General features: G+C 63.2%; 22 protein-coding genes. 18 read left to right on the plus strand and 4 right to left on the minus strand.

All coding sequences use genetic code 11. From position 1 onward, the window contains the following. Positions 1 to 53 precede the first annotated feature (53 nt). The 3 genes from J7392_RS08145 (at position 54) to J7392_RS08155 (ending at position 4385) form a co-directional block, all read left to right on the plus strand. A complete protein-coding gene (locus J7392_RS08145; RefSeq protein ID WP_209217097.1) occupies positions 54 to 1031 on the plus strand; it encodes a TniB family NTP-binding protein in 978 nt (325 codons plus the stop codon). Continuing rightward, positions 1028 to 2491 carry a TniQ family protein gene (locus J7392_RS08150; protein WP_209217098.1) on the plus strand — a complete coding sequence of 488 codons (1464 nt, stop codon included), beginning with the start codon at positions 1028 to 1030 and terminating at the stop codon, positions 2489 to 2491. The genes J7392_RS08145 and J7392_RS08150 overlap by 4 nt, the downstream gene beginning before the upstream one ends. A 439-nt stretch (positions 2492 to 2930) precedes the next feature. Further along, positions 2931 to 4385, plus strand: coding sequence for an alanine/glycine:cation symporter family protein (locus J7392_RS08155; RefSeq protein ID WP_067266940.1), 1455 nt, complete (start codon positions 2931 to 2933; stop codon positions 4383 to 4385). Positions 4386 to 4443: 58 nt separating this feature from the next. Here J7392_RS08155 and J7392_RS08160 read toward each other — a convergent pair whose 3' ends face one another. Together J7392_RS08160 and J7392_RS08165 are read right to left on the minus strand one after the other, a co-directional pair. Continuing rightward, positions 4444 to 5826 carry an amidohydrolase family protein gene (locus tag J7392_RS08160; RefSeq protein ID WP_209217099.1) on the minus strand — a complete coding sequence of 461 codons (1383 nt, stop codon included), beginning with the start codon at positions 5824 to 5826 and terminating at the stop codon, positions 4444 to 4446. Beyond that, complete coding sequence (locus tag J7392_RS08165; protein WP_168613037.1) at positions 5826 to 6521, minus strand: GntR family transcriptional regulator; 696 nt, start codon at positions 6519 to 6521, stop codon at positions 5826 to 5828. The genes J7392_RS08160 and J7392_RS08165 overlap by 1 nt, the downstream gene beginning before the upstream one ends. 200 nt (positions 6522 to 6721) lie before the next feature. On the opposite strand from J7392_RS08165, the gene J7392_RS08170 reads away from it, so the two are divergent. The 9 genes from J7392_RS08170 to J7392_RS08210 all read left to right on the plus strand — a co-directional run bounded on the left by J7392_RS08170 (position 6722) and on the right by J7392_RS08210 (position 16344). Continuing rightward, positions 6722 to 8287 carry an ABC transporter substrate-binding protein gene (locus J7392_RS08170; protein ID WP_209217101.1) on the plus strand — a complete coding sequence of 522 codons (1566 nt, stop codon included), beginning with the start codon at positions 6722 to 6724 and terminating at the stop codon, positions 8285 to 8287. A 66-nt stretch (positions 8288 to 8353) separates the two neighbouring features. Further along, a complete protein-coding gene (locus tag J7392_RS08175; protein WP_168613039.1) occupies positions 8354 to 9340 on the plus strand; it encodes an ABC transporter permease in 987 nt (328 codons plus the stop codon). Positions 9341 to 9352: 12 nt separating this feature from the next. Beyond that, positions 9353 to 10276, plus strand: a complete 924-nt coding sequence (locus J7392_RS08180; RefSeq protein ID WP_209217102.1) for an ABC transporter permease — start codon at positions 9353 to 9355, stop codon at positions 10274 to 10276. A gap of 9 nt (positions 10277 to 10285) precedes the next feature. Further along, positions 10286 to 11251 (plus strand): ABC transporter ATP-binding protein, encoded by a 966-nt coding sequence (locus J7392_RS08185; protein ID WP_209217103.1) that lies wholly within the window; start codon positions 10286 to 10288, stop codon positions 11249 to 11251. Then, the gene (locus J7392_RS08190; protein WP_209217104.1) at positions 11248 to 12285 is read left to right on the plus strand and encodes an oligopeptide/dipeptide ABC transporter ATP-binding protein; all 1038 of its coding nucleotides are present in this window, start codon (positions 11248 to 11250) and stop codon (positions 12283 to 12285) included. Before J7392_RS08185 ends, J7392_RS08190 begins: the two co-directional genes overlap by 4 nt. 5 nt (positions 12286 to 12290) lie before the next feature. Further along, entirely contained in the window at positions 12291 to 12923 is a 633-nt protein-coding gene (locus J7392_RS08195) for a flavin reductase family protein (RefSeq protein ID WP_168613626.1), read from the plus strand. Beyond that, entirely contained in the window at positions 12923 to 13663 is a 741-nt protein-coding gene (locus tag J7392_RS08200; RefSeq protein WP_209217105.1) for an aspartate/glutamate racemase family protein, read from the plus strand. The genes J7392_RS08195 and J7392_RS08200 overlap by 1 nt, the downstream gene beginning before the upstream one ends. 12 nt (positions 13664 to 13675) lie before the next feature. Continuing rightward, positions 13676 to 14881, plus strand: coding sequence for an amidohydrolase family protein (locus tag J7392_RS08205; RefSeq protein ID WP_209217106.1), 1206 nt, complete (start codon positions 13676 to 13678; stop codon positions 14879 to 14881). Beyond that, entirely contained in the window at positions 14866 to 16344 is a 1479-nt protein-coding gene (locus J7392_RS08210) for a chlorohydrolase family protein (RefSeq protein ID WP_209217107.1), read from the plus strand. Before J7392_RS08205 ends, J7392_RS08210 begins: the two co-directional genes overlap by 16 nt. Before the next feature lie 91 nt (positions 16345 to 16435). Here J7392_RS08210 and J7392_RS08215 read toward each other — a convergent pair whose 3' ends face one another. After that, positions 16436 to 17857, minus strand: coding sequence for an amidase (locus J7392_RS08215; protein WP_209217108.1), 1422 nt, complete (start codon positions 17855 to 17857; stop codon positions 16436 to 16438). Between the two features lie 145 nt (positions 17858 to 18002). Continuing rightward, on the minus strand, positions 18003 to 18809 hold the full coding sequence (locus J7392_RS08220; RefSeq protein WP_209217109.1) for an IclR family transcriptional regulator: 807 nt from the start codon (positions 18807 to 18809) through the stop codon (positions 18003 to 18005). Positions 18810 to 18957: 148 nt separating this feature from the next. Between J7392_RS08220 and J7392_RS08225 the strand changes: the two genes are divergently transcribed. From J7392_RS08225 to J7392_RS08250, 6 genes are all read left to right on the plus strand, one after another. Beyond that, entirely contained in the window at positions 18958 to 20514 is a 1557-nt protein-coding gene (locus J7392_RS08225; protein ID WP_209217110.1) for a M81 family metallopeptidase, read from the plus strand. Positions 20515 to 20547: 33 nt separating this feature from the next. Further along, entirely contained in the window at positions 20548 to 22158 is a 1611-nt protein-coding gene (locus J7392_RS08230) for an ABC transporter substrate-binding protein (protein WP_209217111.1), read from the plus strand. A gap of 112 nt (positions 22159 to 22270) precedes the next feature. Beyond that, positions 22271 to 23212, plus strand: coding sequence for an ABC transporter permease (locus J7392_RS08235; RefSeq protein WP_067266948.1), 942 nt, complete (start codon positions 22271 to 22273; stop codon positions 23210 to 23212). Between the two features lies 1 nt (position 23213). Beyond that, positions 23214 to 24101 carry an ABC transporter permease gene (locus tag J7392_RS08240; RefSeq protein ID WP_209217112.1) on the plus strand — a complete coding sequence of 296 codons (888 nt, stop codon included), beginning with the start codon at positions 23214 to 23216 and terminating at the stop codon, positions 24099 to 24101. A gap of 3 nt (positions 24102 to 24104) precedes the next feature. Continuing rightward, positions 24105 to 25790, plus strand: a complete 1686-nt coding sequence (locus J7392_RS08245; RefSeq protein WP_209217113.1) for an ABC transporter ATP-binding protein — start codon at positions 24105 to 24107, stop codon at positions 25788 to 25790. Next, entirely contained in the window at positions 25787 to 26959 is a 1173-nt protein-coding gene (locus J7392_RS08250; RefSeq protein ID WP_209217114.1) for a M20 aminoacylase family protein, read from the plus strand. The genes J7392_RS08245 and J7392_RS08250 overlap by 4 nt, the downstream gene beginning before the upstream one ends. Positions 26960 to 26985 lie beyond the last annotated feature (26 nt).

Consider the following 26985-nt stretch of genomic DNA (forward strand, 5'->3'; position numbering starts at 1 on the left):
GAGTCCCTCATATCTCAGCCCTACAACAGAAAATCCCAAGGAGTACCCTCCCCATGACGACCCTTTTGTCCACCCCTCTGACGCCCGCCAGCACCAAGCCCGAAAAGCTTGCGTGGCTGATGGATCGCTACTTTCGCCTCGACCGCGATGACGCCCTTATCAGCAGGCTCCACATGCTGTTCGCGTCTGATAACAATGGCGAGTTGACCGCCGAGCCCCGCGTCGATCCCCTGACACGTGAAACCCGCGGCTTGATGCTGGTCGGCAATTCCGGCACCGGGAAGTCCGCGCTGACTATGCGGACGCTGCGTGCCCTGCCTATGTTCGAATTGGCCGGTCGCGAACGCAAGGGCAACACTCTTTATGTCACAGTGCCGCCCGAGGCTACGATCAAAAGCCTTGCAGGACGGATCGCGAAGTCTCTCGGCTACCTCGACATCAACCCGCGTGCAAGGGCCTACGAGGCCTGGGATGTGCCGCGTCACCGCATGCACGAACGTGGCATCCGCTTGCTGGTGATCGACGAGACGCACCACCTGCTGCGCAAGGGGTCCGGTCGCGATGTGGAAGGTGCGGTACAGACGCTCAAGTCCCTTCTGCAGGGTGAATGGCCGGTCGCAGTAATTATTGCTGGGGTCCATAAATTGCGCAACGGTATCATGACTGACCCGGAAACGGATCGTCGTTTCCCAAAGTTCGAACTGACTTCCATCTTGGAAGGATCACGTGAGGCGCAGACATTTGCGCGCAGCATGCAGCTTTGTGCCGATAAGGTTGGCCTGTCACTGCCAAAGGATGCGCATTTGGCCGAACGTATCGTCTTCGCTGAAGGGGGCGTGGTGGGCCGGTGTATTTGGCTCGCAAAAGCGGTGCTCAGCAGGGCGCTGGGCGAAGAGCGCGCTGAAGTAACACTTCAGGACGCCAGCTTGCAGTTCGAACTGGAATACGGTGCCTTCCCCATGTCGCCTTTTGCACAGGGATCGTGGGTTAACGTCCGGCAGGCCCTGCTTGATGGGGGCTGGTCGCGGTGACACAGCTGCTCCCTTACATTCCGTTCGCCCTCCGCGAAACTCTTTTGTCCTACGCGGGGCGGCTCGCGGCGATCCACACGGGGCAGGGTCTTACCCGGCTTCTGGCTGACATGCGTATCAACTCGGAGCATTTCATCCTCGGCCGCGATGATGCCGTCGCGCAGTTCGCCGAGGTGGTGGATGTGGACTTGGCACTCCTTCAGCGGTCCAATATGCGCGCTATCGGGCCTGATGTCATGTTCCGCGAAGAACGTGTGCAAAAGACCTTTCTTGTCCGCGCAGCGGATAAGTACTGCCCGGTTTGCTTGGCCGAGGATGGGTCTCATCGTGGGTGGAAGCAGCGTCTGAATTGGTGTTTCGCACCTGTGTATCGTTGCCCGGATCACGGTGTCTCCCTGAACCGCCTGTCGACGCCTGCCCGCCCCCTTCAAGAAGCAGAGGGGCGGTTGGACGGACAGCCTAATGAGGTGGAAGCACCGACCCCTGCATATCTGGATTGGCTTGAGGCCCGTCTGTGGGGTGATCCTGCAACGGGAACCTGGCTCGACGAGCAATCGATCCAGCAGGTGTTGGACGCCTGTTTGATGTTGGGAAGTACATTGGTCCACGGCCACCGGCAGCCGGCGAAAAAGCTTTCTCCACTTAAGCAGGAAGCGGCCATCCAAGCTGGCTTTGATCATTTCGTCCGTGGACCGGAAGGGGTTATCGAGGCTTTGGATGAAATCCGCGGCAACTCTCCGGCACGCGCCGTCCAAGCGGGTCCGCTGGCGCACTACGGCCTGCTGTTCGATTGGTTGGACCGTCGGAGCAAGGGGTACGAACCGGGTTCGATCCGCGATATCCTGAGGGACCATATCATTGAGCATGATGCCGTGGACGTCGGTACAAAGGTTCTTGGCGTTGAGGTCAGGAAACGGCGGTATCACAGTGTCCAAAGCCTCGCCGAAACCGTCGGTATCAACCGCACCCGGATGTCCCGTCTCCTTCAGAAGTTGAACCGCGTGCCGCCGGGGGCCACTGATGCAGAAAGTGGATTGCTTAGGTTCGAAGCAGACGAAATTGCTACACTGGTTTCAGACTTCGAAACGGCCGTCCCGCTGTCAGACGTACCCGACTACATCGGCGCTTCTCTTACTCAGATGCAGGCTCTCTATGCCGCCGACCTGCTGTTGCCACTGGTTCCGCGCAATTCTCGCGGCGCGGTCCGGAATGTCGTCTTCGCCAAGCGTCACCTCGATACGTTTCTGGCGCCGTTCGAAGCATTGCCAAAAGTGGACCAGTCTCAGGTCGAGGAACTCCATTCTATTGCATATACCTGTCAGCGTGGAGGCGGCACGACTGCTGAATTGGTCAAAGCTATCGTAGAAGGCGATCTTTCGGCGTTTCGGCTGCCTGACAAAATTGGGTTGGCAGCTATCGTCCTCTCTCCTTCGGAGGCCGTCGCGCGCCGCGCCATCTGATCTCCTTTTAACGATTTTTGCCAAGGGTCCGCATTGCGGACCCTTTTTTTGTTCGGGAATTCGAAAGAGGCGGGAAAAACTTAGGTTTGTTGCGGGAAAAACTTAAAGTTTTGATATTTTTGGTTCCTTATAAGATTTTGATAATACGGGAAAAAATATCCAAAATCTCATGGCGGGAAAAACTTGGTATAGTTTTACAGGGTGTGAAGACTGAGGGTGTGAAGGCGGAAGCTTTCTTGCGCGGGCCATGCGCCCGCCCTTCGGCCTGCGACACTGTTCATCTGACCGCGTAGCAGGTAACACCACAGTTTCGCGCGGTGGCGTGCGGCCCCGCGGCGATCGATACTGACGCCCGCCGGGCGTTTTCATTTCGGTTCAAAGCTTTCCCTTGTCTGCCGACGCGTTAGTTGTTGAACATGCAAACGAGGGGGACAAGAATATGACCGCAATCGTCGATTTCCTGAACACCGTCTTATGGGGCTACGTCCTCGTATATGGCCTGCTGGCCGTCGGGCTTTACTTCACTTGGCGCACTGGTTTCTTGCAATTCCGGCATTTCGCCGAATTCTTTCGCGTGGTCAGATCCTCGCGTGACACTTCCGCCGCGGGCATTTCACCATTTCAGGCGCTGACGATCTCTCTGGCCAGCCGGGTCGGTACGGGCAACCTTGCCGGGGTGGCCGTGGCGATCTATCTCGGCGGGCCGGGGGCTGTGTTTTGGATGTGGGTTGTGGCGCTCGTCGGCATGGCGACGGCCTATGCGGAATCGACCTTGGCGCAGCTTTACAAGGTTCGGAACGCGGATGGGCAATACCGTGGCGGGCCGGCCTTCTACATGTCCCGGGGCATCGGCTCGAACGCCATGGGCTATGTCTTTTCGGTCTGCCTTATCATCAGCTTCGGCCTGATCTTCTCGGCGGTGCAGGCAAACTCGATCTCCGTCGCGATGGAGGAAGCCTTTGCCATTCCCAAACTCGTCACCGGCCTTGTCGTCGGCGGTTTTGCGGGCATCGTCATCTTCGGCGGGATCAAATCCATCGCGCGGGTCGCGGAAAAGATCGTTCCCGCTATGGCCGGGCTCTATATCGTCGTGGCACTGCTCGTCGTGGTTTTGAACATCGCCGATGTGCCCGCCATGCTGGCCTTGATCGTCAAATCGGCCTTTGGTTTCGAAGCGGCGGCGGGCGGCTTTACGGGGGGCTTCATGGTGGCCCTGCTCAACGGCGTGAAGCGCGGTCTGTTCTCGAATGAGGCGGGCATGGGCTCGGCCCCGAACATCGCAGCCGTCGCGGTGCCCGATCCGCACCATCCGTCCAGTCAAGGGCTGGTGCAGGGGCTTGGCGTCTTTATCGATACGCTGGTGATCTGCACGGCCACGGCGCTGATGATCCTGCTCTCGGGCGTGGTCGACTATTCCGAAGGTGCGGCGACCGGCATGGCGCTGACCCAGATCGCTTTGGAACAGCATATCGGCGCATTCGGCCCGATCTTCATCGGGATCGCCATCCTGTTCTTCGCCTTTACCTCGATCATCGGGAATTATTCCTATGCCGAGAACGCGATGGAGTTCCTTGGGATGGGCAAGCGGATCCCGCTTCTTGTTCTGAAGGCGCTTGTGATCGCGATGGTGGTCTGGGGCTCGTTGCAGGCGGTCACGACCGTGTTCAACTTCGCCGATGCCTCCATGGCGCTGATGGCGACGGTCAACCTGATCGCCATCCTGATCCTGTCCAAGACCGTCGCCAAACTCACGCGCGACTATTTCGCGCAGCGCAAGGCGGGGAAAGAGCCGATGTTCAGGATCGCCGAATATGCCGAGCTTGGCGATGGCGTCGATCACACGATCTGGAACAGCAATGTTGCCCGTGAAACGGAAGGCGCCAAGCCCGACTGAATGCAAGGGAAGGCGAGGGGGTGGCCCCTCGCCTTTCCCCTTTCGCGCGTGATTTCCGTTATTCTGCGAGAAGATGCGACAGGTCGCAGCGGGCGAGGGCCGCGTTCAGTTCCCCCGCAGCGGCGTCGAGTATGCCGCCTTCGTCCAGTGCCGTTTTGCGGTCTCTCAAGCGGACTTCCCCGTTTACGATGACCGTATGCACATCCGCCGCATTGGCGAATTGCGCGACCGTGGTCAGGGGCATCATCGGCGGGTAGAGATGCGGTTTGCGGCGGTCGAGCATGACGATATCCGCCTTTTTGCCCGGTTCGAGCGAGCCGAGGTCCGCCTCCATCCCAATCGCCTTGGCGGCGTCGATGGTGCACATTTCCAGCACATCACGCGGCATCATCACCTCCGGGTCGCGGAAGTGGCGGCGGTGGTAGTGCAGGCATTGGGCCATGTGGCGGAACATGTCATAGCCCCGGTCCGGCGCTGCGGCGTCCGAGCCGAGGGCCACGTTCACCCCCATTTCGCGCAGTTCGGGCGCGGGGCAGCGGCCCAGAACCGACATGATGGCCGAGGGGTTGTGAACGATCGACGCGCCGCTGCGTTTGGCCGCGGCCATATCCTCAGGGGTGAGGTCGACCGAATGGGACAGATAGGCCCATGGACCGAGAATGCCGAGGTTTTCGGCCAGCGCGATGGAGCCGGACCGGTGCCCATCCTGAGTGAACAGCAGCTCATGTTTTTCGCGCAGGTCCATCGCGGCGCGGCACATCGCGCGGATGTCCTCGGGGGCCTGCGCAAAGTCCTCGGGCGAATAGACTGGCATGATGAGGCAGACCCCCGCGCCATCGTTCAGGAAATCCCCGTTGGTCTGGGCGAGTTCACCGCAGACCTCCAGCTGATCCTCGAAGGACAGGCTGACCTCCCGGTCAAGGTCCAGACTGCGGTAGGGCTTGGGGAAGGGGCGGCGGTTCAGGCCCGCGGCCAGCATCGTTCGGATGCCGATCTCGCGCGTGGCATCGCAATGCAGATTGCCCGCTTCGACCGTATCGGTGCGGTAATGATCCGCCCCGCCGCCAAGCAGCATCGTGCAGGTGGTGATCCCCGCCTTCAGCCGCTCAAGCCCCGAAAGCCGGGCTTCGGCCTGCCAGAACGCGGGGGTGGAGCCGCGGGTGTAGATCGTCTCGCAGGCCTGAAACCACGCATCGCCATCGCCGCCGCCCAGGTTGCGCGTCAGCCCGTGGCCCGCGTGGGCATGGCTGTCGATCAGCCCCGGAAGGGTGATCATATCGCGCCCGTCGATCACCTCGGCGGTTTCGGGGAGGGGCACATCGCCCGCAGGGCCGACGGCGGTGATACGGTCGTTTTCGAACAGCACGGTGGCATCGTCGATAACACGTCGCTCCGCGTCCATCGTGATCGCGGTGGTGTGGGTGATCGCATGGCTGGTCATTACAGGTCCTCGCTCAACGCGGCCCCGAGGACATCGTCCTGCGCCGCAGCGCCATCTTGCGAGGCTTCGAGTTTCAAAGTGCGCTCCGCTTCCAGAAGATGGGCCTCCATCTCTGTCATCGCGGTGTCGAAATCCCCGGCGGCGAGGGCCGCGACGATGGCGGCATGTTCGTCCGGGCCGCATTGCGTATCGCATTTTGGTTTGAATACAGCCGTGACCAAGGTGCTTTTTGAAACGAGGTCGCGCAGGATATCGGCCAAGAGGGGAGAGGCGGCGAGTTCGGCTAGCAGCATATGAAAGGCACCCGAGAGCCGAATGATACGCGCCGTGTCCCCTGCCGCCAGCGCTTCGCGTTCTTCGGCGATATGGGCTTCCAAGGCGGCCAGTTTCTCTTGCGCGCCGTGTTTCTTCAGCGCTTCGATCACGCCGCGTTCCACGACGCGGCGGGTGAAAAAGACATCGCGGGCTTCGTCGACCGATGGTGTGGTGACAAAGGCGCCGCGGTTCGGGATGTGGCTGACCAGCCCGTCATGGGTCAGTTGGTCCAACGCCCGCCGAATGCGCGGACGGCTGGCGCCAAAGATTTCGCACAGCCGTTCCTCTTTCAATCGCGTGCCGGGCGGCAGGCGACGTTCGGCGATGGATTTCCAGATCCGTTCATAGATCTGCTTCTCCGTGAGCTTTGCTCCTGTCACCAACCGGCCCCCCTCAAATCTTTATTTACTGAATTTGCCTCAATAGTCGTCGAAATGCCCGATAAAGTGCAAGCAATTAATGTTAGCACAGATTGTTAACAATAATTGTAGACAGAAAAATGGAATCATGCCAGCCTAGCTTTAGTCGCTGTGATGCAGGTCCGCTGTGCTCGCAGGGCGGCACGAACAGGGAGATAACAATGACACCGCGCAAATTTCTATTCACCTCGGCTCTGGCGCTCAGCTGCGCTGGCATGGCGCAGGGTGAGACCTTCCGCCTAGGCACCAATGGCGACCTCTACGGCCTCGACCCGCATTCGATGACCGACAGTTTCACCGTCTCTTTCTTGAACCACGTCTATGAGGCGCTGGTCCGCTACGACGCCGATCTCAAGATCGAACCGGCGCTCGCCACCAGTTGGGAGCAGATCGATGAGACCACCGTGCGCTACAAGCTGCGCGAGGGGATCAAGTTCCACGACGGGCAGGATTTCTCAGCCGAAGATGTGGTGGCCTCGGTCAAGCGGGCCGCGCATGAAGATTCTCCCATTCGCGGCAATATCGCCGGTCTGGTCGATGCCAGGATGGTCGATGAGATGACCGTCGATCTAATGCTCGACGGCCCGAACCCGCTTTTGAACAACTTCCTGACCAATGTGCTGATCTTCGACAGCGGTTGGCTCGAAGAACATGATGCGCTTGACCCGATCGACGCGCAGAAGGGCGAAGAGGGCTACACCACTTCCAACGCCAATGGCACCGGCCCCTTCCGCTTTGAATCCCGTACCCCGGACGCGCAGACCGTGCTGACCGTGAACGACGATTGGTGGGACGAGCCGCAGCACAATCTGACCCGGATCGAACTGAACCCGATCAACTCGGACGCGACCCGCGTGGCGGCGATGCTCTCGGGCGAGCTGGACATGATCGTGCCCTCGCCCTTGCAGGACGCCAAGCGGATCGAGGCGACTGAGGGCATGCATGTGCTGGAGGCGCCGGGCCTGCGCGCGATCATGATGGGCATCAACATGTCCGACACGTCGAACAACCCCAACCAAGACGACAACCCGCTGCAAAAGGTCGAGGTTCGTCAGGCGCTGGTTCATGCCATCAGCTATGACCTGCTGCGCGACAAGATCATGCGCGGCAAATCCCGCAACCTCGGCGGTTTGCTGGCCCCGCAGGTGCCGGGGTTTGACGAAGGGGTCGATGAAATCCCCGCCTATGATCCCGAAAAGGCCAAGCAAATGCTGGCCGATGCCGGATACCCCGAAGGCTTCAGCCTGAACATGAACTGCCCCAATGACCGCTACGTCAATGACGCGGCGATCTGTCAGGCGCTGGCGGCGATGTTTGCCCGCGTCGGCGTCAAGGCAGACCTCACGGCAGAGACCAAGGCGATTCACTTCGAGCGCGCCCGCGCCAATGAGACCGACATGTTCATGCTGGGCTGGGCCACGCTGCCGATGCTCGACGGCTTCTCGGTGCTCTCGGCGATGCTGCACACACCCGAAGGGCAGATGGGCACATGGAACCCCGGTGGCTACTCCAACCCCGAGGTCGACCGTCTGACCAAGGCCGTGGCGACCGAGCTGGATGCCGAAAAGCGGATGGAGATGATGGTCGAAGCCTTCCGCATCGCCGATCAAGAGGTGGCATGGTTGCCGCTGCACGCCCAGCCCCTGTCTTGGGCCGCGCGTGATGCGGTGAAGATCCCCCAGACCGCGGATGACAAACCGCGCCTCTGGCTCGCCCGGATCGAGTAACCTGCCCCCGGGCGGGCGCCCCTCCCCACGCCCGCCCACCGATAACCTTGCCAGCCGGAGGCCAGCATGTTCGCCTTTCTTATCCGCCGCATCATACAGGCCGCGCTGGTGATGCTCGTCGTCGCCTCGATCGCCTTTCTGATGTTCCGCTTTCTGGGTGACCCGATTTCCAACCTTCTGCCCGAAGACGCCACCGTGCAGGACCGCGCCGAGATGCGCGAAAAACTGGGGCTCAACGACCCCGTTCTGGTGCAATACGGGCGTTTCATCGCAGATGCGGCGCAGGGCGACTTTGGTCAGTCCTATCGCAACAACCGCCCCGTCTCGGACCTTTTGGCCGAACGCTTTCCCGCCACTGCCGAGCTGGTGCTGGTCGCCGCCGGTCTGGCGCTGGCGCTTGGGGTGCCCTTGGGCATCTATACCGCGCTCAACCCGCGCGGCTGGCTGAGCCAAGGGTTGCAGGTGATCTCGCTCCTAGGGATCTCAGTGCCCACCTTCGTCACCGGCATTCTGCTGATCCTTGTCTTCTCGGTCTCGCTGGGATGGCTGCCAAGCTTCGGACGCGGCAAGGTGGTCGATCTCGGCTGGTGGACCACGGGGTTCCTGACGGTATCGGGCCTCAAGGCGCTGATCCTGCCCGCGATCATGCTGGCGCTGTTCCAGATGACGCTGATCATGCGGCTGGTGCGGGCCGAGATGCTGGAGGTGCTCCGCGCAGATTACATCAAGTTCGCCAAGGCCCGCGGCATCCCGAACCGGATGCTGCATTTCAAATACGCGCTGAAGAACACGCTCATCCCGGTGATGACGATCTTTGGTCTGCAACTGGGCGGGCTCATCGCCTTTGCCATTATCACCGAGACGGTCTTTCAATGGCCGGGGATGGGCTTCCTGTTCATCCAAGCGGTGAACTTCACCGATGTCCCCGTGATGGCCGCCTATCTGGTGCTGGTGTCCTTCATCTTCGTCGTCATCAACACGCTGGTCGACCTTTTGTACAACGTCGCCGACCCGCGCCTGCGGGCCGAAAGAACGCCCGCGCGCGGCGTCTGAGGAGGTTCCCCCATGTCAAACTTCATGCCCATGCTTTACGCCTTCTGGGACAGCGATATCACCTACAGCTTCCGCAAGTCGCGCGTGGCGGTGATCTCGGCGCTGGTGCTGCTGGCGATGTTCCTTACGGCGATCTTCGCCCCGAGCCTTGCGCCGCAGGACCCGTTCAACATCGCCGAGCTGGACCTTTTCGACAGTGAGTTGCCCCCGGCCTGGGCCGAGGGCGGCAGCGCCGCCTACCTGCTTGGCACCGACACGCAGGCCCGCGACGTGCTCTCGTCGATCATGTACGGGATGCGGATTTCCCTGCTGGTCGGTTTCGCCAGCGTGATCCTTGCCGCCGTAATGGGCGTGGCGCTTGGCCTTTTGGGTGGCTTTCTCGGCGGAATCGTCGATGCGGTGCTGATGCGGATCGCCGACGTGCTGCTGAGCTTTCCGCCCATCCTTGTGGCGCTTTTGATCAACGGCATTCTGCGCGGTGCGCTGCCCAGTTCGGCGCAGGCCGAGTCGGCGCTCATTGTGCTGATCCTGTCGATCGGGCTGACCAATTGGGTGCAATACGCCCGCACCGTGCGCGGCTCGACGATGGTGGAGCGCCGCAAGGAATATATCGAGGCGGCGCGCACCCTCGGCACCGGCAAGCTGGCGATCATGATCAAACATATCCTGCCCAATGTGCTGGGGCCGGTGGTGGTCATCGCGACGATCAACCTCGGCATGGCGGTGCTGACCGAGGCGACGCTGAGCTTTCTCGGTGTCGGCATGCCGCCCACCCAGCCCTCGCTCGGCACGTTGATCCAGATCGGCAACGAATTCCTATTCTCGGGCATCTGGTGGGTCGTCGTCTTTCCCGCCGCGGCGCTGGCGATCCTTGTGCTGGCGGTCAACTTGCTGGGTGACTGGCTGCGCGATGCGCTCAACCCCAAACTGCGCTGAGGTAATCCCATGTCACTTCTCGAACTGGACAACATCGTTGTCGAATTCCCCACCCGGCGCGGCCCGCTGGAGGCCGTCAAGGGGCTGAGCCTCGACCTCGACGAAGGCGAGATCCTCGGGCTGGTGGGTGAATCCGGCGCTGGCAAGTCGATCACGGGGGCGGCGATCACCGGGCTGATCGAACCGCCCGGCCTGATCCGCTCGGGCGAGGTGCGGTTGCGCGGCGCGCGGATCGACAACTTGCCCGCCGACAAGATGCGCCGCATCCGGGGCAAGGAGATCGGTGCGATCTTTCAAGACCCGCTGACCAGCCTCAACCCGGTCTACACCGTGGGCGAGCAACTCATCGACACGATGCGTGTGCATCTCGGGCTCGACCAGAAGACCGCCCGCCAGCGAGCCATCGACTGGCTGGCCGAAGTCGGCATCCCGGCCCCAGAGGCGCGGCTTGACCAATATCCGCACCAGTTCTCGGGCGGGATGCGGCAGCGGGTGGTGATCGCGCTGGCGCTCTGTGCCGAGCCCAAGCTCATCATCGCGGATGAGCCGACCACGGCGCTCGACGTCAGCGTGCAGGCGCAGATCCTTTCCCTGCTCAAGCGGCTCTGCCGCGAGAACGGCACGGCGGTGGTGCTGGTGACCCACGACATGGGCGTGATCGCCGAGACCGCGGACCGCGTCGCGGTGATGTATGCCGGGCGGCTGGTCGAGATCGGCGATGTGAAACAGGTCATCGAAGAGCCGCTGCACCCCTATACCCGCGGCCTCATGGCCTCGATCCCGCAGATCGGCATCCGCGACAGGCGGCTCACGCAGATCGAAGGCGCCATGCCCGGGTTGCGCAACCCCGCGCCCGGCTGTGCCTTTGCGCCGCGCTGCCCCCGGGCGATGGACCATTGCCACAGCATCCGCCCCGCGCCGCAGGACGCCGGCACCGGCCAAGTCGCCTGTCACCTTTACGGAGAGACGTCATGACCCCCCAGATCACCCCCGACGACATCCTCAGCGTGCAGAACATCTCGAAACGCTTCGACGTGTCCGAACCCTTCCTCAACCGGCTGCTGGAGCGCCGCCCGCGCCGTATCCTGACGGCGGTGAACGACATCAGCTTTGAGGTGCCGCGCGGCAAGACCTTTGCCGTGGTGGGCGAGTCGGGCTGCGGCAAGTCCACCGTGGCGCGGCTGTTGATGGGGTTGCACAGCCCGAGCGGCGGCACGATCCGCTTTGAGGGGGACGACATCACCCATATGCCTCCCGGCAAACCCGCCGCCCTGCGCCGCCGAATGCAGATGATCTTTCAAGACCCCTATGCTTCGCTCAACCCGCGCTGGCGGGTGCGCGACATCATCGGCGAGCCGCTCAAGAACTTCGGCATCTGCAAGACCCGGGCCGAGGTCACCCGCGAGGTCGAAAAACTGCTGAGCCAGGTCGGTCTGAACCCCGCCGATGCCAAGAAATTCCCGCATGAATTCTCCGGCGGCCAGCGCCAGCGCCTGTCCATCGCCCGCGCGCTCACGACACGCCCCGAACTGCTGATCTGCGACGAGCCGACCTCGGCGTTGGATGTGAGTGTGCAAAGCCAGATCCTCAATCTGATGAAGGACCTGCAAGACGAGTTCAACATGAGCTACATCTTCATCAGCCACGATCTGGCGGTGGTCTGGTACATGGCCGATGTACTGGCGGTGATGTATCTGGGCAAGATCGTTGAGGTCGGCCCGAAGGAAGAGATCTTTGGCAACCCGCAGCACCCCTACACGCGTCTGTTGATGGAAACGGTGCCGAAGCTGACCGTTGGCGGGTCCGAGCGTACGCCCGTGGCAGGGGAGGTGCCGAATCCAATCTCACCGCCGCCCGGCTGCGCCTTTCACCCGCGCTGCCCGATGGCGAATGACACCTGCCGGAGCGTGGCCCCCGCGCTCAACCTGCGCGAGGGCGGTCAGAAGTCGGCTTGTCACGCGGCGGATGAGGGGCGGCTGAAGCCGTGGCTTCGGTTGGCGGCGGAGTAGGGGGGATGGAGTTCGATTTCACCACCCTGCCAGAACGCGACCGCTACCGGCTGCTGTCGAGCTTCGTGGCGCCGCGTCCCATCGCGCTGGTCACCACGTTGAGCGCCGATGGTGTGCCCAATGCCGCGCCGATGAGCTTCTTCAACGTCTTCTCGCAGGAGCCGCCGATCGTGATCCTCGGCATCCAATGCCGTCCCGATGGCAGCATCAAGGACACGGTCACCAACATCGACCGGCGTCAGAGCTTCTGCGTCAATATGGTCGACATGGCGCTGGCCGAGGCGATGATCACCTGCGGGATCAGCTATGCGCCGGACGTGGACGAGATCGCGACCGCCGGGCTGACCATGACCCCCGCCAGCCAGATCGACGGCGGCTGGATCGCGGAAAGCCCCTGCGCCATGGAATGCGTGGTCGAAGAGACGATCCGCTATGCCCGGCGCGAGATCATTCTGGGCCGTGTCGTGCAGATGCATGTGCGCGACAACTGCCTTGACGAGGCGGGCCGCTATGTCCGGCCCGAAAATTACCAGCCCATCGCGCGGCTGCATGCCGACAATTACATCACCTCCGACCGGCAGTTCGAGCTCAAGGTTCCCGAGACGCCGCCGGTTGGCGTGACACAGAAAGCCAATTGATGAAAATTCACCTGATCAATCCAAACTCGACCGCAGGCATGACCGAGGCCATCGCCCGCACCGCCCGCGCCCAGGCCGGGCCGGGGGTCGAGGTTGTTGCCGCCACCGCGCGGGCGACACCGCCCAGCATCGAAGGCTATGCGGACGAGGCCCGCGCCGTGCCCGCCATGCTCGACGCCATTCTTGAGGCCGAAGCGGCGGGGGCTGCGGCCCATGTGATCGCCTGTTTCGACGATCCCGGTCTTGATGCTGCCCGGGCCGTGGCCAAGGGGCCGGTGATTGGTCTGTGCGAGGCCGCGCTCATTGCGGCCGGGCGGATCGCCAAACGCTTTTCGGTCGTGACCACCTTGCCCCGCGCCGTGCCGATCATCGAAGACCTTGGCGACCGCTACGGCTGTGGCCGCGCGCTTTGCGCCGTACATGCCGCCGACATCCCGGTGCTCGACCTCGAATATGCGCCGGTGCAGACCCTGCCGCTGATCGCCCGCAAGATCCGCCAGACGGTCGAGGAAGACCGGGCCGAGGCCGTGGTGCTGGGCTGCGCAGGCATGAGCGCGCATTTGGAACAACTGGGCCGCGACGCGGGCGTGCCGGTGATCGACGGTGTGGGCTTTGCCATCCGCATGGCCGCTGGCCTTGCCGCGACCGGGCTGGTGACCGCCAAGACCGGCGCCTATGCCCTGCCGCGGGTCAAGCAAGTCGCCGCACCGCAAGCGCGGGTCGCCCCTCTGACACGATAGACAGGACAAGACATGACCAAGGCTTTGCTGCTCAAGAACCTCCGCCTTATGGGGGCGGATGCCGCCGATGTGCTGATCGAGGGCGGGCGCTTTGCGCAGATCGCGCCTAAGATCACGCCGACGGGGGAGGTCTTCGTTGAGGATTGCGGCGGCGCGCTGGCGCTGCCGGGCCTCGTCGATGCGCATGCACATCTCGACAAGACGCTCTGGGGCATGCCCTGGCACCCGCATCAGCAGGGCAAAAGCCTGCAACAGATGATCGACACGGAGCGCAAGCTGCGCCACGAGTTGGACATGGACGCAGAGCGGCAATCGGCACGGCAGGTGGCGCTGGCGCTGTCGAAGGGCACCACGGCGATCCGCAGCCATGTCGATATCGACACCGAACATGGGTTGAGCCTGCACCGGGGCGTGGCCGCCACCCGGGCGCGCTATGCGGATGTCATGCAGATCGAGACGGTCGCCTTTCCGCAATCGGGCCTGATGATCCGCCCCGGCACGCTGGAATTGATGGACGAAGCCCTGCGCGAGGGCGCGGATATCGTCGGCGGGCTCGACCCCTGCGGCATTGACCGTGACCCCAAGGGGCAGCTCGACGCGGTCTTCGGGCTGGCAGAGAAACACGGCAAGCCGATCGACATTCACCTGCACGAGCCGGGGGAGATGGGGGCGTTTAGCCTTGAAATGATCCTCGACCGGACCGAGGCGCTTGCGATGCAGGGCAGGGTGACGGTCAGCCACGCCTTCTGCCTCGGCATGGGGGATCAGGCGCGGGTGGCGGGGCTGCTCGACCGGATCGCGGCGCTGGAGGTCTCGCTGGCCACCACCGCCCCCGCCGCGCGTCCGGTGCCCTCAGTCGCCGCCTGCCGCGAGCGCGGCATCGCGATCTGCGCGGGCAACGACGGCATCCGCGACACTTGGACCCCTTACGGCAACGCCTGCATGTTGGAGCGCGCGATGCTCGTGGGCCTGCGCAACAATTTTCGCGCGGATGTGGAGGTCGGCTGGGCGCTCGACACCTGCACCACCGAAGGGGCGCGGGTCATTGGGCTTGAGCACTACGGCCTCGCCGAAGGCTGCCGCGCCGATCTGGTGTTGGTCGATGTCGAGGCCGTCTCGGAGGCCATCACCCAACGCCCGCCGCGTCGCTTGGTCCTGTCGGGCGGCCAGATCGTGGCCCGCAATGGCGAGACGGAGGCGACATGGCAGAGCGTCTGAAACGTACCGCGCTGACCGCCGCTTGGGTCGTGGGGCATGAGGACGGGCAACATTGCCTTTACCGCAATGGCACGGTGATCGTGGAAGGCGAAAAGGTGCTGCACGTCGGCCATGACTTCGCGGGCGACGTGGCCGAGACCATCGACTTTGGCGAAGCACTGATCGGGCCGGGGTTCATCGACCTTGATGCGCTGGCCGATCTCGACACCACTGTGCTTGGCTATGACAACCATCCGCCGGAGTTGAAGGGCCGCGTCTGGCCCGAGAGCTACATGGCCGCTGGCCCGCGCGAAATGTACACGCCCGAGGAACTGGCCTTTCAGAAACGCTATGCCTTCACCCGGCTGATCCGCAATGGCATCACCACGGCGCTGCCCATTGCCTCGCTCTTCTACCGCGCTTGGGGCGAGACGGCAGAGGAATTCGATGCCGCAGCAGAGGCGGCGGCGGACCTCGGGCTGCGGGTCTACCTTGGCCCCGCCTATCGCAGCGGCAATCTGGTGGTGAATGAAGATCGGCAAATCGGTTTTCACTATGATGAACCGCGCGGCTTTGCGGGTCTGGCCGAAGCCGAAGCCTTTGTCGCGCGGCACGAGAATACCCACGGTGGGCTGATCCGCACCATGTTGGCCCCCGACCGGATCGAGACCTGCACCCCCGAGCTTCTGCGCCGCAGCGGTGCGGCTGCCCGCGATCTGAGTGTGCCGATCCGCCTGCATTGCTGCCAGTCGCGGCTGGAATATGATCTGGTGCTGCAACTGCATGGCAAGAGCCCGTTGGAACTGCTGCGCGATACCGAGTTTTTCGCCCCATCCACGATCCTGCCACATGGGCTGTTCCTGTCGGGCCTCAACGGCATCACCCATGCCGCGCCTGATCTCGAAATCCTGAGGGCCTCCGGTGCCGCCCTTGCTCATTGCCCGCTGGTGATGGCCCGTAGCGGCAAGATCATGCAGTCCTTCGCACGGTTCCGCGACCTTGGCGTCCCCATCGGTATGGGCACCGACACGCATCCCGCCGACATGATCCAGAACATGGCTCTGGGCGTGATGACCGCCCGTATCGCGGAGGGTGATCCGACCGCCGTCCGCGCCGCCGACTTCTATGATGCCGCCACCCTCGGCGGCGCTGCGGCCCTGAACCGTCCTGATCTGGGACGGCTGGCCCCGGGGTCTGCCGCCGACTTGAACGTCATCCGGCTGGACAGCCCCGACATCGGGCAGCGCATCGACCCCATTCAGACGATCCTGCTTAACGGCTCAGGCCGCGACGTATCGGATGTGATGATCGCAGGGCGGTTCGTCATGCGGGATGGTGTCATCCCCGGCGTCGACGACATGGCCTATCACGCCAAAGGGCAGGCGCAGTTCGATCGGATGGTCGCGCAATATCCTGACAGGACGTTGTTCCATCCCCCGGTGGAGGAGATTTTCGCGGGCAGCTACGGGGTCAAAGACGTGTAGCCGCAGTGGACCAAGCCGCGACCGCCTGAGTTATCGCTAACCGATGGCCCGCCCCGCAGTTGATGCGGGCCATCGGCGTCACACTTTGAGGCTAGCTCACCCCCCACAACCGCGTGCAAACCGGGGCAATCTCACCTTCGATCGCCGTCATCGCGTCAACGATCAGGTCCTCGCGCCAGCGGCGGCCTGCGATTTGCACGCCGATGGGCTGCGGCCCTTGGGGCAGTTCCGCGATATGCGTGGGGATGTTGCCCGCGGGCAGGCCGGTGAAGTTCATGACGAAGGACCAAAGCCCTTTGCCCAAGACCTCCCGCACGCCTTCGGGGCCTTCGGTGTCGCGCCCGGCGGTGAAGAAGGGGGCGAACATGAAGGGAGTCAGCACGAGGGGGTAGTCCTCAAGAAACAGCGACCATTCGCGCGCGTAATGGGTGCGTTTGGCCAGCATGGCGAGCTGTTCGGTGCCTTTGAAGGGCGGGTATTCGGCGTAGTAATCCTCAAAGATCGCCTTCAGATCGTCAGAGCCATGGGTACGGATGTCCTCGCCCATCAGCGCTTCGACTTCGCCCATCAAGGCGCGATAGCCGTTTTTGCCAGCTTCATAGGCGAGGGGCGGTTCCACCTCTTCGACGGCGTAGCCTGCGTTGGACAGGGCAGAGGCGGCTTTGTCGAGTGCGGTGGCCACATCCGGATGCAGGCCAAAGCCGAAATCATCGCGAGTGAAGGCCACGCGGATCGGGCCTTCGATGGCGTCGCCGCGCCAGGGCAGCGGCACATGGAAGGGGTCACGCGCATCTGCGGCGATCAGGCTTGGCATCGACAGATGCAGGTCCGCCGCCTTGCGCACGATCAGCCCCTGCACCGACATGGATTGCGCCAAGAGGCCGCGCTCGGCCTTTTGGCTGGGATTGAAGGCGGGCACGCGGCCCAACCCCGGCTTGACCGTCACCGCGCCATTGGCCGAGGCCGGGAAACGTAAGGAGCCGCCGATGTCGTTGCCATGGGCCAGCGCGCCGATCCCGGCCATGACTGCCGCCCCCGCCCCGCCGGACGAGCCGCCCGCCGAAAGGTGCTGCCCCCAAGGGTTATGGGTGCGCCCGTAGAGCGGGTTGTCGGTATCAGCGCGAAAGGAAAACTCCGGCGTGTTGGTGCGCCCGATCACGATGGCGCCCGCTTGTTTGAGGTTGCGCACCACCGGCGCATCTTCGGGCGCGATGATGTCTTTGAAGGCCGGCACGCCGTTGCTTGTGGCATGGCCCTTTTGATCGACGTTGATCTTGATCGTGACCGGAACACCATGCAGCGGCCCTTTGGGCGCGTCCCTTTTGTCGAGGGCGGCAGCCTCGGCGCGGGCCTCATCGGCGAGGGTCTCGACCACCGCGTTCAAAGCCGGATTGACCTCCTCCATGCGGGCAATCGCTGCCTCGGTCGCTTCAACCGCCGAGAGTTTTCCTGCGCGGGTCGCGCTTGCGATTTCCTGCGCGTCCCATTGCCAAAGCGGTTTACTGTCGGTCATTCCGGTTCCTTTCGTTCGTGGTTTTCAAAGCCGCATCCGCGACCTGATGTCGCGAACTTCGGAGAAAGAATTTAGCAACGCAAGTAAATTCGCGGCGAAACCCTTTGCCGAAGGCGGGGGTGGCTATATTCGAGGCTTTGGGCGGTCACCCGGCCATGATGGCACTGGCGGCCTCTATGGCGAGGGGGGCAGCCTTGGCGACAAATTCCTCCGGCGTGTATTCCGAGAGGGAGCCTGCGAGATGTATCGCGCTGAGCGGTGCGCCGTTCCGGTCGGTGATGGCGACGCCCACCGCGACCTCGCCCAAGGCATATTCATCACAGACCACGGCAAAGCGGTTTTCGCGGGCGATGCTAAGCTCAGCCATGATCGCTTCGGGGTCGGTCTTGGTGCTGGCGGTGAAAGGGTGCAAGGGCGCGCGGGTGAGGATTTCGCGCGCCGCGTCATCGGGAAGCTGCGCCAGCGCGGCACGCCCGCCCGCGGTGCAGAAGGTCGGCACGCTATGGCCCACGAGGGTGGCGAAAAAGGTCTCGCGTTTGCTTTGCATGCGCAGGGCATAGATTAGGCGCGTCTCGTCATAGAGGCTGAGATCGACCCGTTCGCGCAGGGATTTGCGCAGTTCCAGCAGGACAGGCGTGGCTTTCTGCACCACGGGGTCGAGCCGCAGCAGGTCAAGCGTGTGATCCAGCAGTCGGATCCCCGGCAGGTAGCCGCGGTCATCCCCGCTGCGCCGGATATAGCCGAGTTTGGTGAGCGTATGGACCAGCCGTTGTGCCGCGGATCGGTCGATGCCTGCGGTCTTGGCGATGTCGGAAAGGGTCATCGGCCCGGTCGCGTTGTGAAAGGCGCCCAGCACCTGCATTGCGCGATCTGCCGCCCGGACGAACAAACGGTCGTCCTCTGCCTGATTCTGCGCCGCCTGCGGGGCGTCTTCACGGAAAAATCTACTCATAAATGGCCTGTAGTTGACGAATCGTTAAAGCGCCGCTTACGCTTGCTGTGCACTATAGCTGTATTGCAATGCGATACACAATGGGCGTGGTCTCACGGATGACGGGGCCGAGAAGGCGAAGGAGACAGGTTTGGAAAGTGGTTCTGGAATGCGCGTGGCTGTTGCGGGCTTTCTGCACGAGACAAACACATTCGCCCCCAATCCGGCGGATATGCAGGCTTTCCAACTGGGCGGTGGCTATGTTCCCATGGTGCGCGGCGCGGCGATGTTGCCCGCCTTCGAAGAGGTCAACCTTGGCATGGCGGGCGCGCTGCGGGTGGGTCAGGCGCAGGGCTGGGACATCGTGCCGATCCTCTGGGCGGGGGCGATCCCCTCGGCCCATGTCAGCCGCGACGCCTATGAGACGATTGCGGGTGAGATCATCGAAGGCATTCGGCAAGCCGGGCCGCTCGACGGGGTCTTTCTGGACCTGCACGGCGCCATGGTGGCAGAGCATCTCGACGACGGGGAAGGGGAGCTTGTCCGCCGTCTGCGTGCGGTCGTGGGGCCGGATGTGCCCATCGCCACGGCGCTCGACCTGCACGGCAATATCTCTGAAGATTTTGTTGCGAATGTCGATGTGCTCGTCGGTTTTCGCACCTATCCGCATGTGGACATGGCCGATACCGGCGCTGCCGCGGCCCGCCAGCTCGACCGGATCATGACGGCCGGCCAGCGCCCGGCCAAAGCCTTTCGCCAGATGTCATATTTGGTGCCGATCCCGTTTCAATCGACCGAAATGTCGCCGGGGCGTAAGCTTTATGAGGGGGTCGCCGCCTGCGAAGCCGCGGGGGCGCTCTCGGCCAGCCTGTTCATGGGCTTCCCGGCGGCGGATATTCCCGATTGCGGCCCCGTGGCTGTTGCCTATGGCGAGACGCAGACCGCAGCAGACGCCGCCGCCGACAGGCTTGCCGCAGCCTATGAGGCGGCAGCGCCCGCATTTTTGGAAAACGAAGCCTATGATCCCGACAGGGCGGTGGCCGAGGCCCTGTCGCGTGCCGCCGGGCCGGGGCGTGGGCCTGTGGTCATCGCCGACACCCAAGACAACCCCGGCGCGGGCGGCGTGTCGGCCACCACGGGCATGTTGCGCGCGCTCGTCAAGGCCGAGGCCCAGAATGCGGCCATCGGGTTGATCGTCGACCCCGCCGCCGCCGAAACGGCGCATCAGGCCGGGGTCGGTGCCGAGGTTAACCTGCGCCTTGGCGGCCATGCCGACATCGCGGATGACGCGCCGTTTGAAACGATGGCGACGGTCCAGCATCTTTGCGACGGAACGCTGCGCGCGACCGGCCCCTATTATGGCGGCACGGCGCTGAACCTCGGCCCTTCGGCCTGCCTGCGCATCGGCGGGGTCCATGTCGTCGTGACCAGCCGCATCGCCCAGATGGCCGACCGCGAGATGTTCCGCTTTGTCGGTATCCAACCCGAAGAAATGGATCTTTTGGTGGTCAAAAGCTCCACCCATTTCCGCGCAGACTTTGCCCCCATCGCACGCGACATCCTTGTCGCCTGTGCGCCGGGGCCGATGCCGCTCAATCCAGCCGATTTGCCCTTCACGCGCCTGCGCGCGGGGCTTCGGCTGTCTCCGAATGGCCCCCGTTTTGGGGCCAATGGTGCCCAAAGCGCACCACCTGACCAGGGCGGCAAGGCCGCCTTGGCCCAATAAAAACCAAAAGATCACTCAACAAGGGAAAACCACATGATACCTCTACGATCGGCACTGAAACAGTCGCGCGGACTTGCCGCCGCCTTTGCCGCGACCACGGCGCTTTTGGCACCCGGCTCTCTTGCGGCGCAGGATGGCGAAACGACCATCACGGCGGTCATGCACTCGGGCCTGCGGGTTCTTGATCCGGTCATCACCACCGCGCATATCACCCGCAACCACGGTTATATGATCTATGACGTGCTGACCGCCGTGGACGAGAATTTTGAGCCGCAGCCGCAGATGGCCAGCTGGGAAGTCTCGGATGACGGGCTCGTCTATACTTTCGCCCTGCGCGATGGGCTGATGTTCCATGACGGCGCGCCGGTGACTGGCGAAGATGTCGTGGCCTCGCTCAAACGCTGGGGCAAGCGTGACGGCGGCGGGCAGTTGATCTTTGACGTGACCGAGAGCCTTGAGGCCAGTGACGAGAAGACCGTCGTCTGGACCCTGACCGAGCCTTTCGGCCCGCTTTTGTCGGTGATCTCCAAACAATCCGCGGTGCCGCCTTTCATCATGCCCAAGCGCGTGGCCGAAACCTCGGCGGATGAGACCATCACGGAATATATCGGCTCCGGCCCCTTCGTCTTTAACCAAGATGAATACGAGCCCGGCGTGAATGTCACCTATGAGAAGTTCGACGACTACGTCCCGCGTGACGAGGAAGCCTCGTGGATGGCGGGTGGCAAGGTGGTCAATGTCGACCGTGTGGTCTGGACCACGATGCCCGACGCGCTCACTGCGATCAACGCGCTTTCGGCGGGGGAGATCGACTATCTCGAACAGGTGCAGATCGACCTGCTGCCGATCCTCGACGCCAGCCCCGAGGTCACGGTCGAGACCCGCGATGACCTTGGCTATGTCACCATCGGTCGGCCCAACCACCTTCACCCGCCCTTTGACAACAAGCTGGTCCGTCAGGCGGCGATGGCGGCGCTGGACCAAGAATCCATGCTGCAAACGATGCAGGGCGACCCGGCCTATTACAACGTCTGCGGCGCGATCTTTGGCTGTTCGACCCCTCTGGGCGACGAAGCGGATGCTGAGATCGTGACCGGCGGCGCGGATCCGGAAAAGGCGAAGGCCCTGCTCGAAGAGGCGGGCTATGACGGCACGCCCATCGTGCTGATGGCGCCGACGGATGTGATCAGCCTGATCAACCAGCCGGTAGTGGCCGCCCAAGCCCTGCGCGAGGCGGGTTTCGAAGTCGACATGCAGTCGATGGACTGGCAATCGGTCGTGCAGCGCCGCGCCCAGCAAAGCCCGGTCTCTGAGGGTGGCTGGAACATGTTCTTCACCAACTGGATGGTGCCCGAGATTTCGGACCCGCTGACCAACGTGATGGTCAGTGGCCGTGGCGACGAGGCGTGGTTCGGCTGGCCCGATGACCCCAAGGTCGAAGAGCTGCGCGCGAAGTTCATGAAGGCCGAAGGGCCCGAGGCGCAAAAGGAAGTGGCCGTCGAGATCCAGAAACACGTCATGGATAACGTCAACTACATCATGATGGGTGAATATCTGATCCCGCAGGCGCGTCGCAACACGATCCAGAACATGCTGCCGTCGCCCGTGCCGGTGTTTTGGAACATGACCAAAGAGGCGGAGTAACCCAGCCTCTCGGAGAGCGCGGCCGCCGCGCTCTCCACCGTCATCTCTGCCCGCAGGCAGCGCCCCCGCTTCCGGGCCTGCCTTCTTTCCGCCGAAAGGGACCTTCCGGAAAATGCTCGTCTATATCCTGAAGCGCGTCTTGGCCACGATCCCGGTCATGCTGATCGTCGCCATCTTCGTCTTCCTCCTGCTGCGTCTCACCCCCGGTGATCCGGCAGCCATTCTCGCCGGCGATGCCGCCACCCCTGCACAGCTTGAACGGATCCGTGACCGTCTGGGTCTGAACGATCCGCTGCTGACACAGTTCTTCACATGGATCGGGCAATTGCTGCGCGGCGATCTGGGCGTCTCGCTTTTGTCGAACACCTCTGTGGCGGGCATGTTGGGCGACCGGCTGGGGCCGACCATCAACATCGCGCTGATGACCATCACCATCTCTGTCCTGCTGGCGGTGCCGATGGGCGTGATCGCCGCATGGCGTCACCGCACTTGGGTCGACTTTCTGGTGATGTCCTTCTCGGTGCTGGGCTTTTCGGTGCCGGTCTTCGTGATCGGCTATATCCTGATCCAAATCTTCGCGATCGAACTGCGTTGGGTGCCGGTGCAGGGCTACAAGGCGCCTTCGGAGGGCATCGGGCCGTTCTTCTCGCGCGCCATTCTGCCCTCGCTCACGCTGGCCACGATCTATGTGGCGCTCATCGCGCGGATGACGCGGGCCTCCATGCTCGAAGTGCTGGGCGAAGATTACATCCGCACCGCCCGGGCCAAGGGCGTGCGCGAGAATGTCGTGCTGTTTCGCCATGCGCTGCGCAATGCCGCCGTGCCGATCTTGACCATCATCGGCACCGGTTTCGCGCTGCTGATCTCGGGCGTGGTGGTCACGGAAAGCGTCTTTAACATCCCCGGCATCGGGCGGCTTACGGTCGATGCGATCCTCGCGCGCGACTACCCCGTCATTCAGGCGATGATCCTGCTGACGGCGGGCATCTACGTCTTCGTGAACCTCTTGGTTGACGTCTCCTATTCATTCTTCGACCCAAGGATCCGGTACTGACATGATCGAGCAACCCCAATCCCGTCACAGCGCCTTTCAGGTGCTGACCGGACTGCTTTCCCTGCCTGCGGGCGCAAGGGTCGGTATCGGCCCGCTGCTGGCGGCGCTTATCCTCGTGGCCATCGTGCTGGCGTCGATCTTGGCCCCGCTTTACGTGCCCTATGACCCGCTGGCGATGAACTCCGCCGCGCGGCTCAAGCCGCCTTCCGAAGAGTATCTTTTGGGCACCGACCCCTATGGCCGCGACACCTTCTCGCGGGTGATGACCGGCGGGCGCGTGTCGCTGCTGATCGGGGTTGGGGCGGCCTTGGTCAGCGTCGCCATCGGCTTGGCCATCGGCCTTGTCGCCGGTTTCTTTCGGGTGGCGGATGGCATCATCATGCGGATCATGGACAGCCTGATGGCGATCCCCGCGATCCTTCTGGCGATTGCGCTGGTGGCGCTGAATGGGCCATCGCTCGGCTCGGTCATCATCGCCATCACGGTGCCGGAGGTGCCGCGCGTGGTGCGGCTGGTGCGCTCGGTCGTGCTCTCGGCCCGGGAGGAACCCTATGTGGAGGCCGCCATCGCGCTCGGCTCGTCGATGCCCAAGATTCTGATCCAGCACCTGATGCCCAACACCATGGCACCGCTGATCGTCCAAGGCACTTATATCTGCGCCTCGGCGATCCTGATCGAAGCGATCCTGAGCTTCCTCGGCGCGGGCGTCAGCACCGAAATCCCCACATGGGGCAACATCATGGCCGAGGGGCGGACCTATTTTCAGATCAAGCCGGGGCTGATCTTTTGGCCGGGGCTGCTGTTGTCGCTCTGCATCCTGTCGATCAACCTGTTGGGCGACACTGCACGCGATCTGCTCGATCCGCGCATGAAGAAACGGGAGGGCTGAGAGATGCAGTTCAAGAACAAAGACTTCTCCGAGGCGCGTGAGGTGCTCAAAGTGCGCGACCTGCGCATCGGGCTGGCCGGGCGGCCTCAGGCGAAACCGGTGATCGACGGGATCGACCTTACCATCCGCGCGGGCGAGACGCATTGCCTGGTGGGTGAATCCGGCTCGGGCAAATCCGTGACCTCGCTCGCGGCCATGGGGCTTCTGCCAAAATCGGCGCTGGAGGTGCAAAGCGGCAGCATCACGCTGGACGATTTCGAGATTACCAGCGCCAGCCATGCGCAAATGCGCCAGCTGCGCGCGCGGCGGATTGCGATGATCTTCCAAGAGCCGATGACGGCGTTGAACCCGGTGCTGCGGGTGGGCGAGCAGATCATGGAAGTGCTCAACATGCACAGCGATCTCAGCCAGTCCGAGGCCAAGAAACGCACGCTCGACATGATGGATCAGGTGCATCTGCCGGATGTGAACCGCATCTTCTCGGCCTTCCCGCATCAGCTTTCCGGCGGGCAGCGCCAGCGCATCATGATCGCCATGGCGCTGATCCTCGACCCCGATCTGCTGATCGCGGATGAGCCGACGACGGCGTTGGACGTGACCACGCAGTTGCAGATCCTCAAGCTCATCGCCGAGATGCAAGAGCGCCACGGCACCGCCGTGCTCTTCATCACCCATGACATGGGCGTGGTGGCCGAGATCGCGGATACCGTGACGGTGATGCAGCAGGGCAAGATCGTCGAACGCGCGCCGATTGAAAAGCTGCTGACCAAGCCAGAGAAGGAATATACCCGCACCCTGCTGACCGCCGTGCCCAACCTTACCCCGCGGCCCGCAAGGGCGGCGGCATCGCAAAGCGAAGTGGTGCGTGTGGCCGGGCTCGACATGACCTATGGCGGCGGCGGTTTCCTGCGCCGCAGCGAGGGTGTGAAAGCCGCGCAGGATGTCAGCTTTACCATCAAACCGGGGCGGACGCTGGGCATCGTGGGGGAGTCCGGCTCGGGCAAATCCACCGTGGCGCGGGCCATCATGCGGCTGATCGACCCGACAGCGGGCAGTGTGAATGTCGCGGGGACCGAGATCGCCAAACTCTCGCGCCGTCAGCTGCGCGATCACCGCAAGCATCTGCAAATCGTGTTCCAAGACCCCTACCGCTCGCTCAACCCGCGTTGGACCGTGGCGCGCAGCCTTTGCGAAGGGCCAATCAACTTCGGCACCCCGCGCGAAGAGGCGATGCGCCATGCCGCTGAGCTGATGGAATTGGTGGACCTGCCGCGCGATGCGCTCGACCGCTATCCGCATCAATTCTCAGGCGGGCAACGCCAGCGTATCGCCATCGCGCGGGCGGTGGCGATGAAGCCCGATCTGCTCGTCGCGGATGAGGCTGTCTCGGCCCTTGATGTGAGCGTGCAGGCGCAGGTGCTCGACCTTTTGGATGACATTCAAGAGAAGTTCGGCGTGGCCATGCTTTTCATCACCCACGACCTGCGCGTCGCCGCGCAGATTTGTGACGAGGTCTTGGTCATGCAGCGCGGGCAGGTCGTTGAATACGGCCCCGCGGGCGATGTGCTGGCCAATCCGCATCACGACTACACACGCAACCTGATCGAAGCGGCGCCGGGCCGCCATTGGGATTTTGCCAACTACCGCGCGCTCGGCAGCGCCACCATGACGACAGGAGCCACCGCATGACCGTCCTTCCCAAGATCGAAGCCTTCGCCGCCGATCTCACCGCCATCCGCCAAGACATCCACGCCCATCCCGAACTGGGGTTCGAAGAGGTCCGCACCGCGGGCATCGTGGCCGAAAAGCTCCGCGTCTACGGGGTGGATGAGGTGCACGAAGGGCTGGGTGGCACCGGGGTCGTAGGCATCATCAAGGGCGCCGGCGGTGGCAACCGCCGTGTCGGGCTGCGCGCAGATATGGACGCGCTGCCGATTGTGGAGGATTCTGGCGTGCCCTATGCCTCGACCAACCCCGGGCGGATGCATGCCTGCGGCCATGACGGCCACACCACCATGCTTTTGGGGGCTGCGCGCTATTTGGCGGAGACGCGCGATTTCGACGGCACCGTGGTGCTGATCTTTCAACCTGCCGAAGAGGGTTTGGGCGGCGCGCGCCGGATGCTGGAAGAGGGGCTTTTTGAGAAATTCCCCTGCGACGAGATTTACGGCATGCACAACGATCCAAACTCAGAGCCAGGCGTGGTCAATGTCACCCCCGGCGCGGCCATGGCCGGGGCGGCCTTCTTTGACATTACCGTCAAGGGCACTGGCAGCCACGCCGCCATGCCGCATCAGTCGCGCGATCCCATTGTCATCGGCACGGCGCTGGTGCAGCAGTTGCAATCCGTCGTCAGCCGCAACACCCCGCCGACCAAGCCGATCGTGCTCTCGGTGACCAAGTTCAACGCGGGCTCGGCCTATAACGTGGTGCCAGATACCGCCGGTATTGCGGGCACGATCCGTTATTTCCATGAGGATGTGATCGGAATGGCCGGGGCCCGGATGCGCGAACTCTGCGCAGGCATGGCCAGCGCCTATGGGATCGAGATCGAAGTCGACATCCGCAATGTCTTTGACGTGTTGATGAACGACCCCGAACTGACCACCGCCTATGTCGAAGCGGCGGCCAGCGTGGTGGGCGGCGAGAACGCCCATGTCTCGGCCGAACAGGCCAGCGGGTCGGAGGATTTTGCCGATATGCTGAAAGTCGTGCCGGGCGCCTATTGCCGGGTGGGCCATGCGGGCAGCGTGCCTTTGCACAACCCCGGCTTCGTGCTGGACGACGCCATTCTGCCTGTCGGTGCCTCGATCTATGCGCGGATTGTCGAGACGCGTCTGCCAAAGGTCGGCGGCTAGGCCCTTGCGCCGATCTTTTAATTTGA

It is taken from the genome of Sulfitobacter sp. R18_1 (assembly GCF_017743915.1).
Lineage (GTDB): Bacteria > Pseudomonadota > Alphaproteobacteria > Rhodobacterales > Rhodobacteraceae > Sulfitobacter > Sulfitobacter faviae.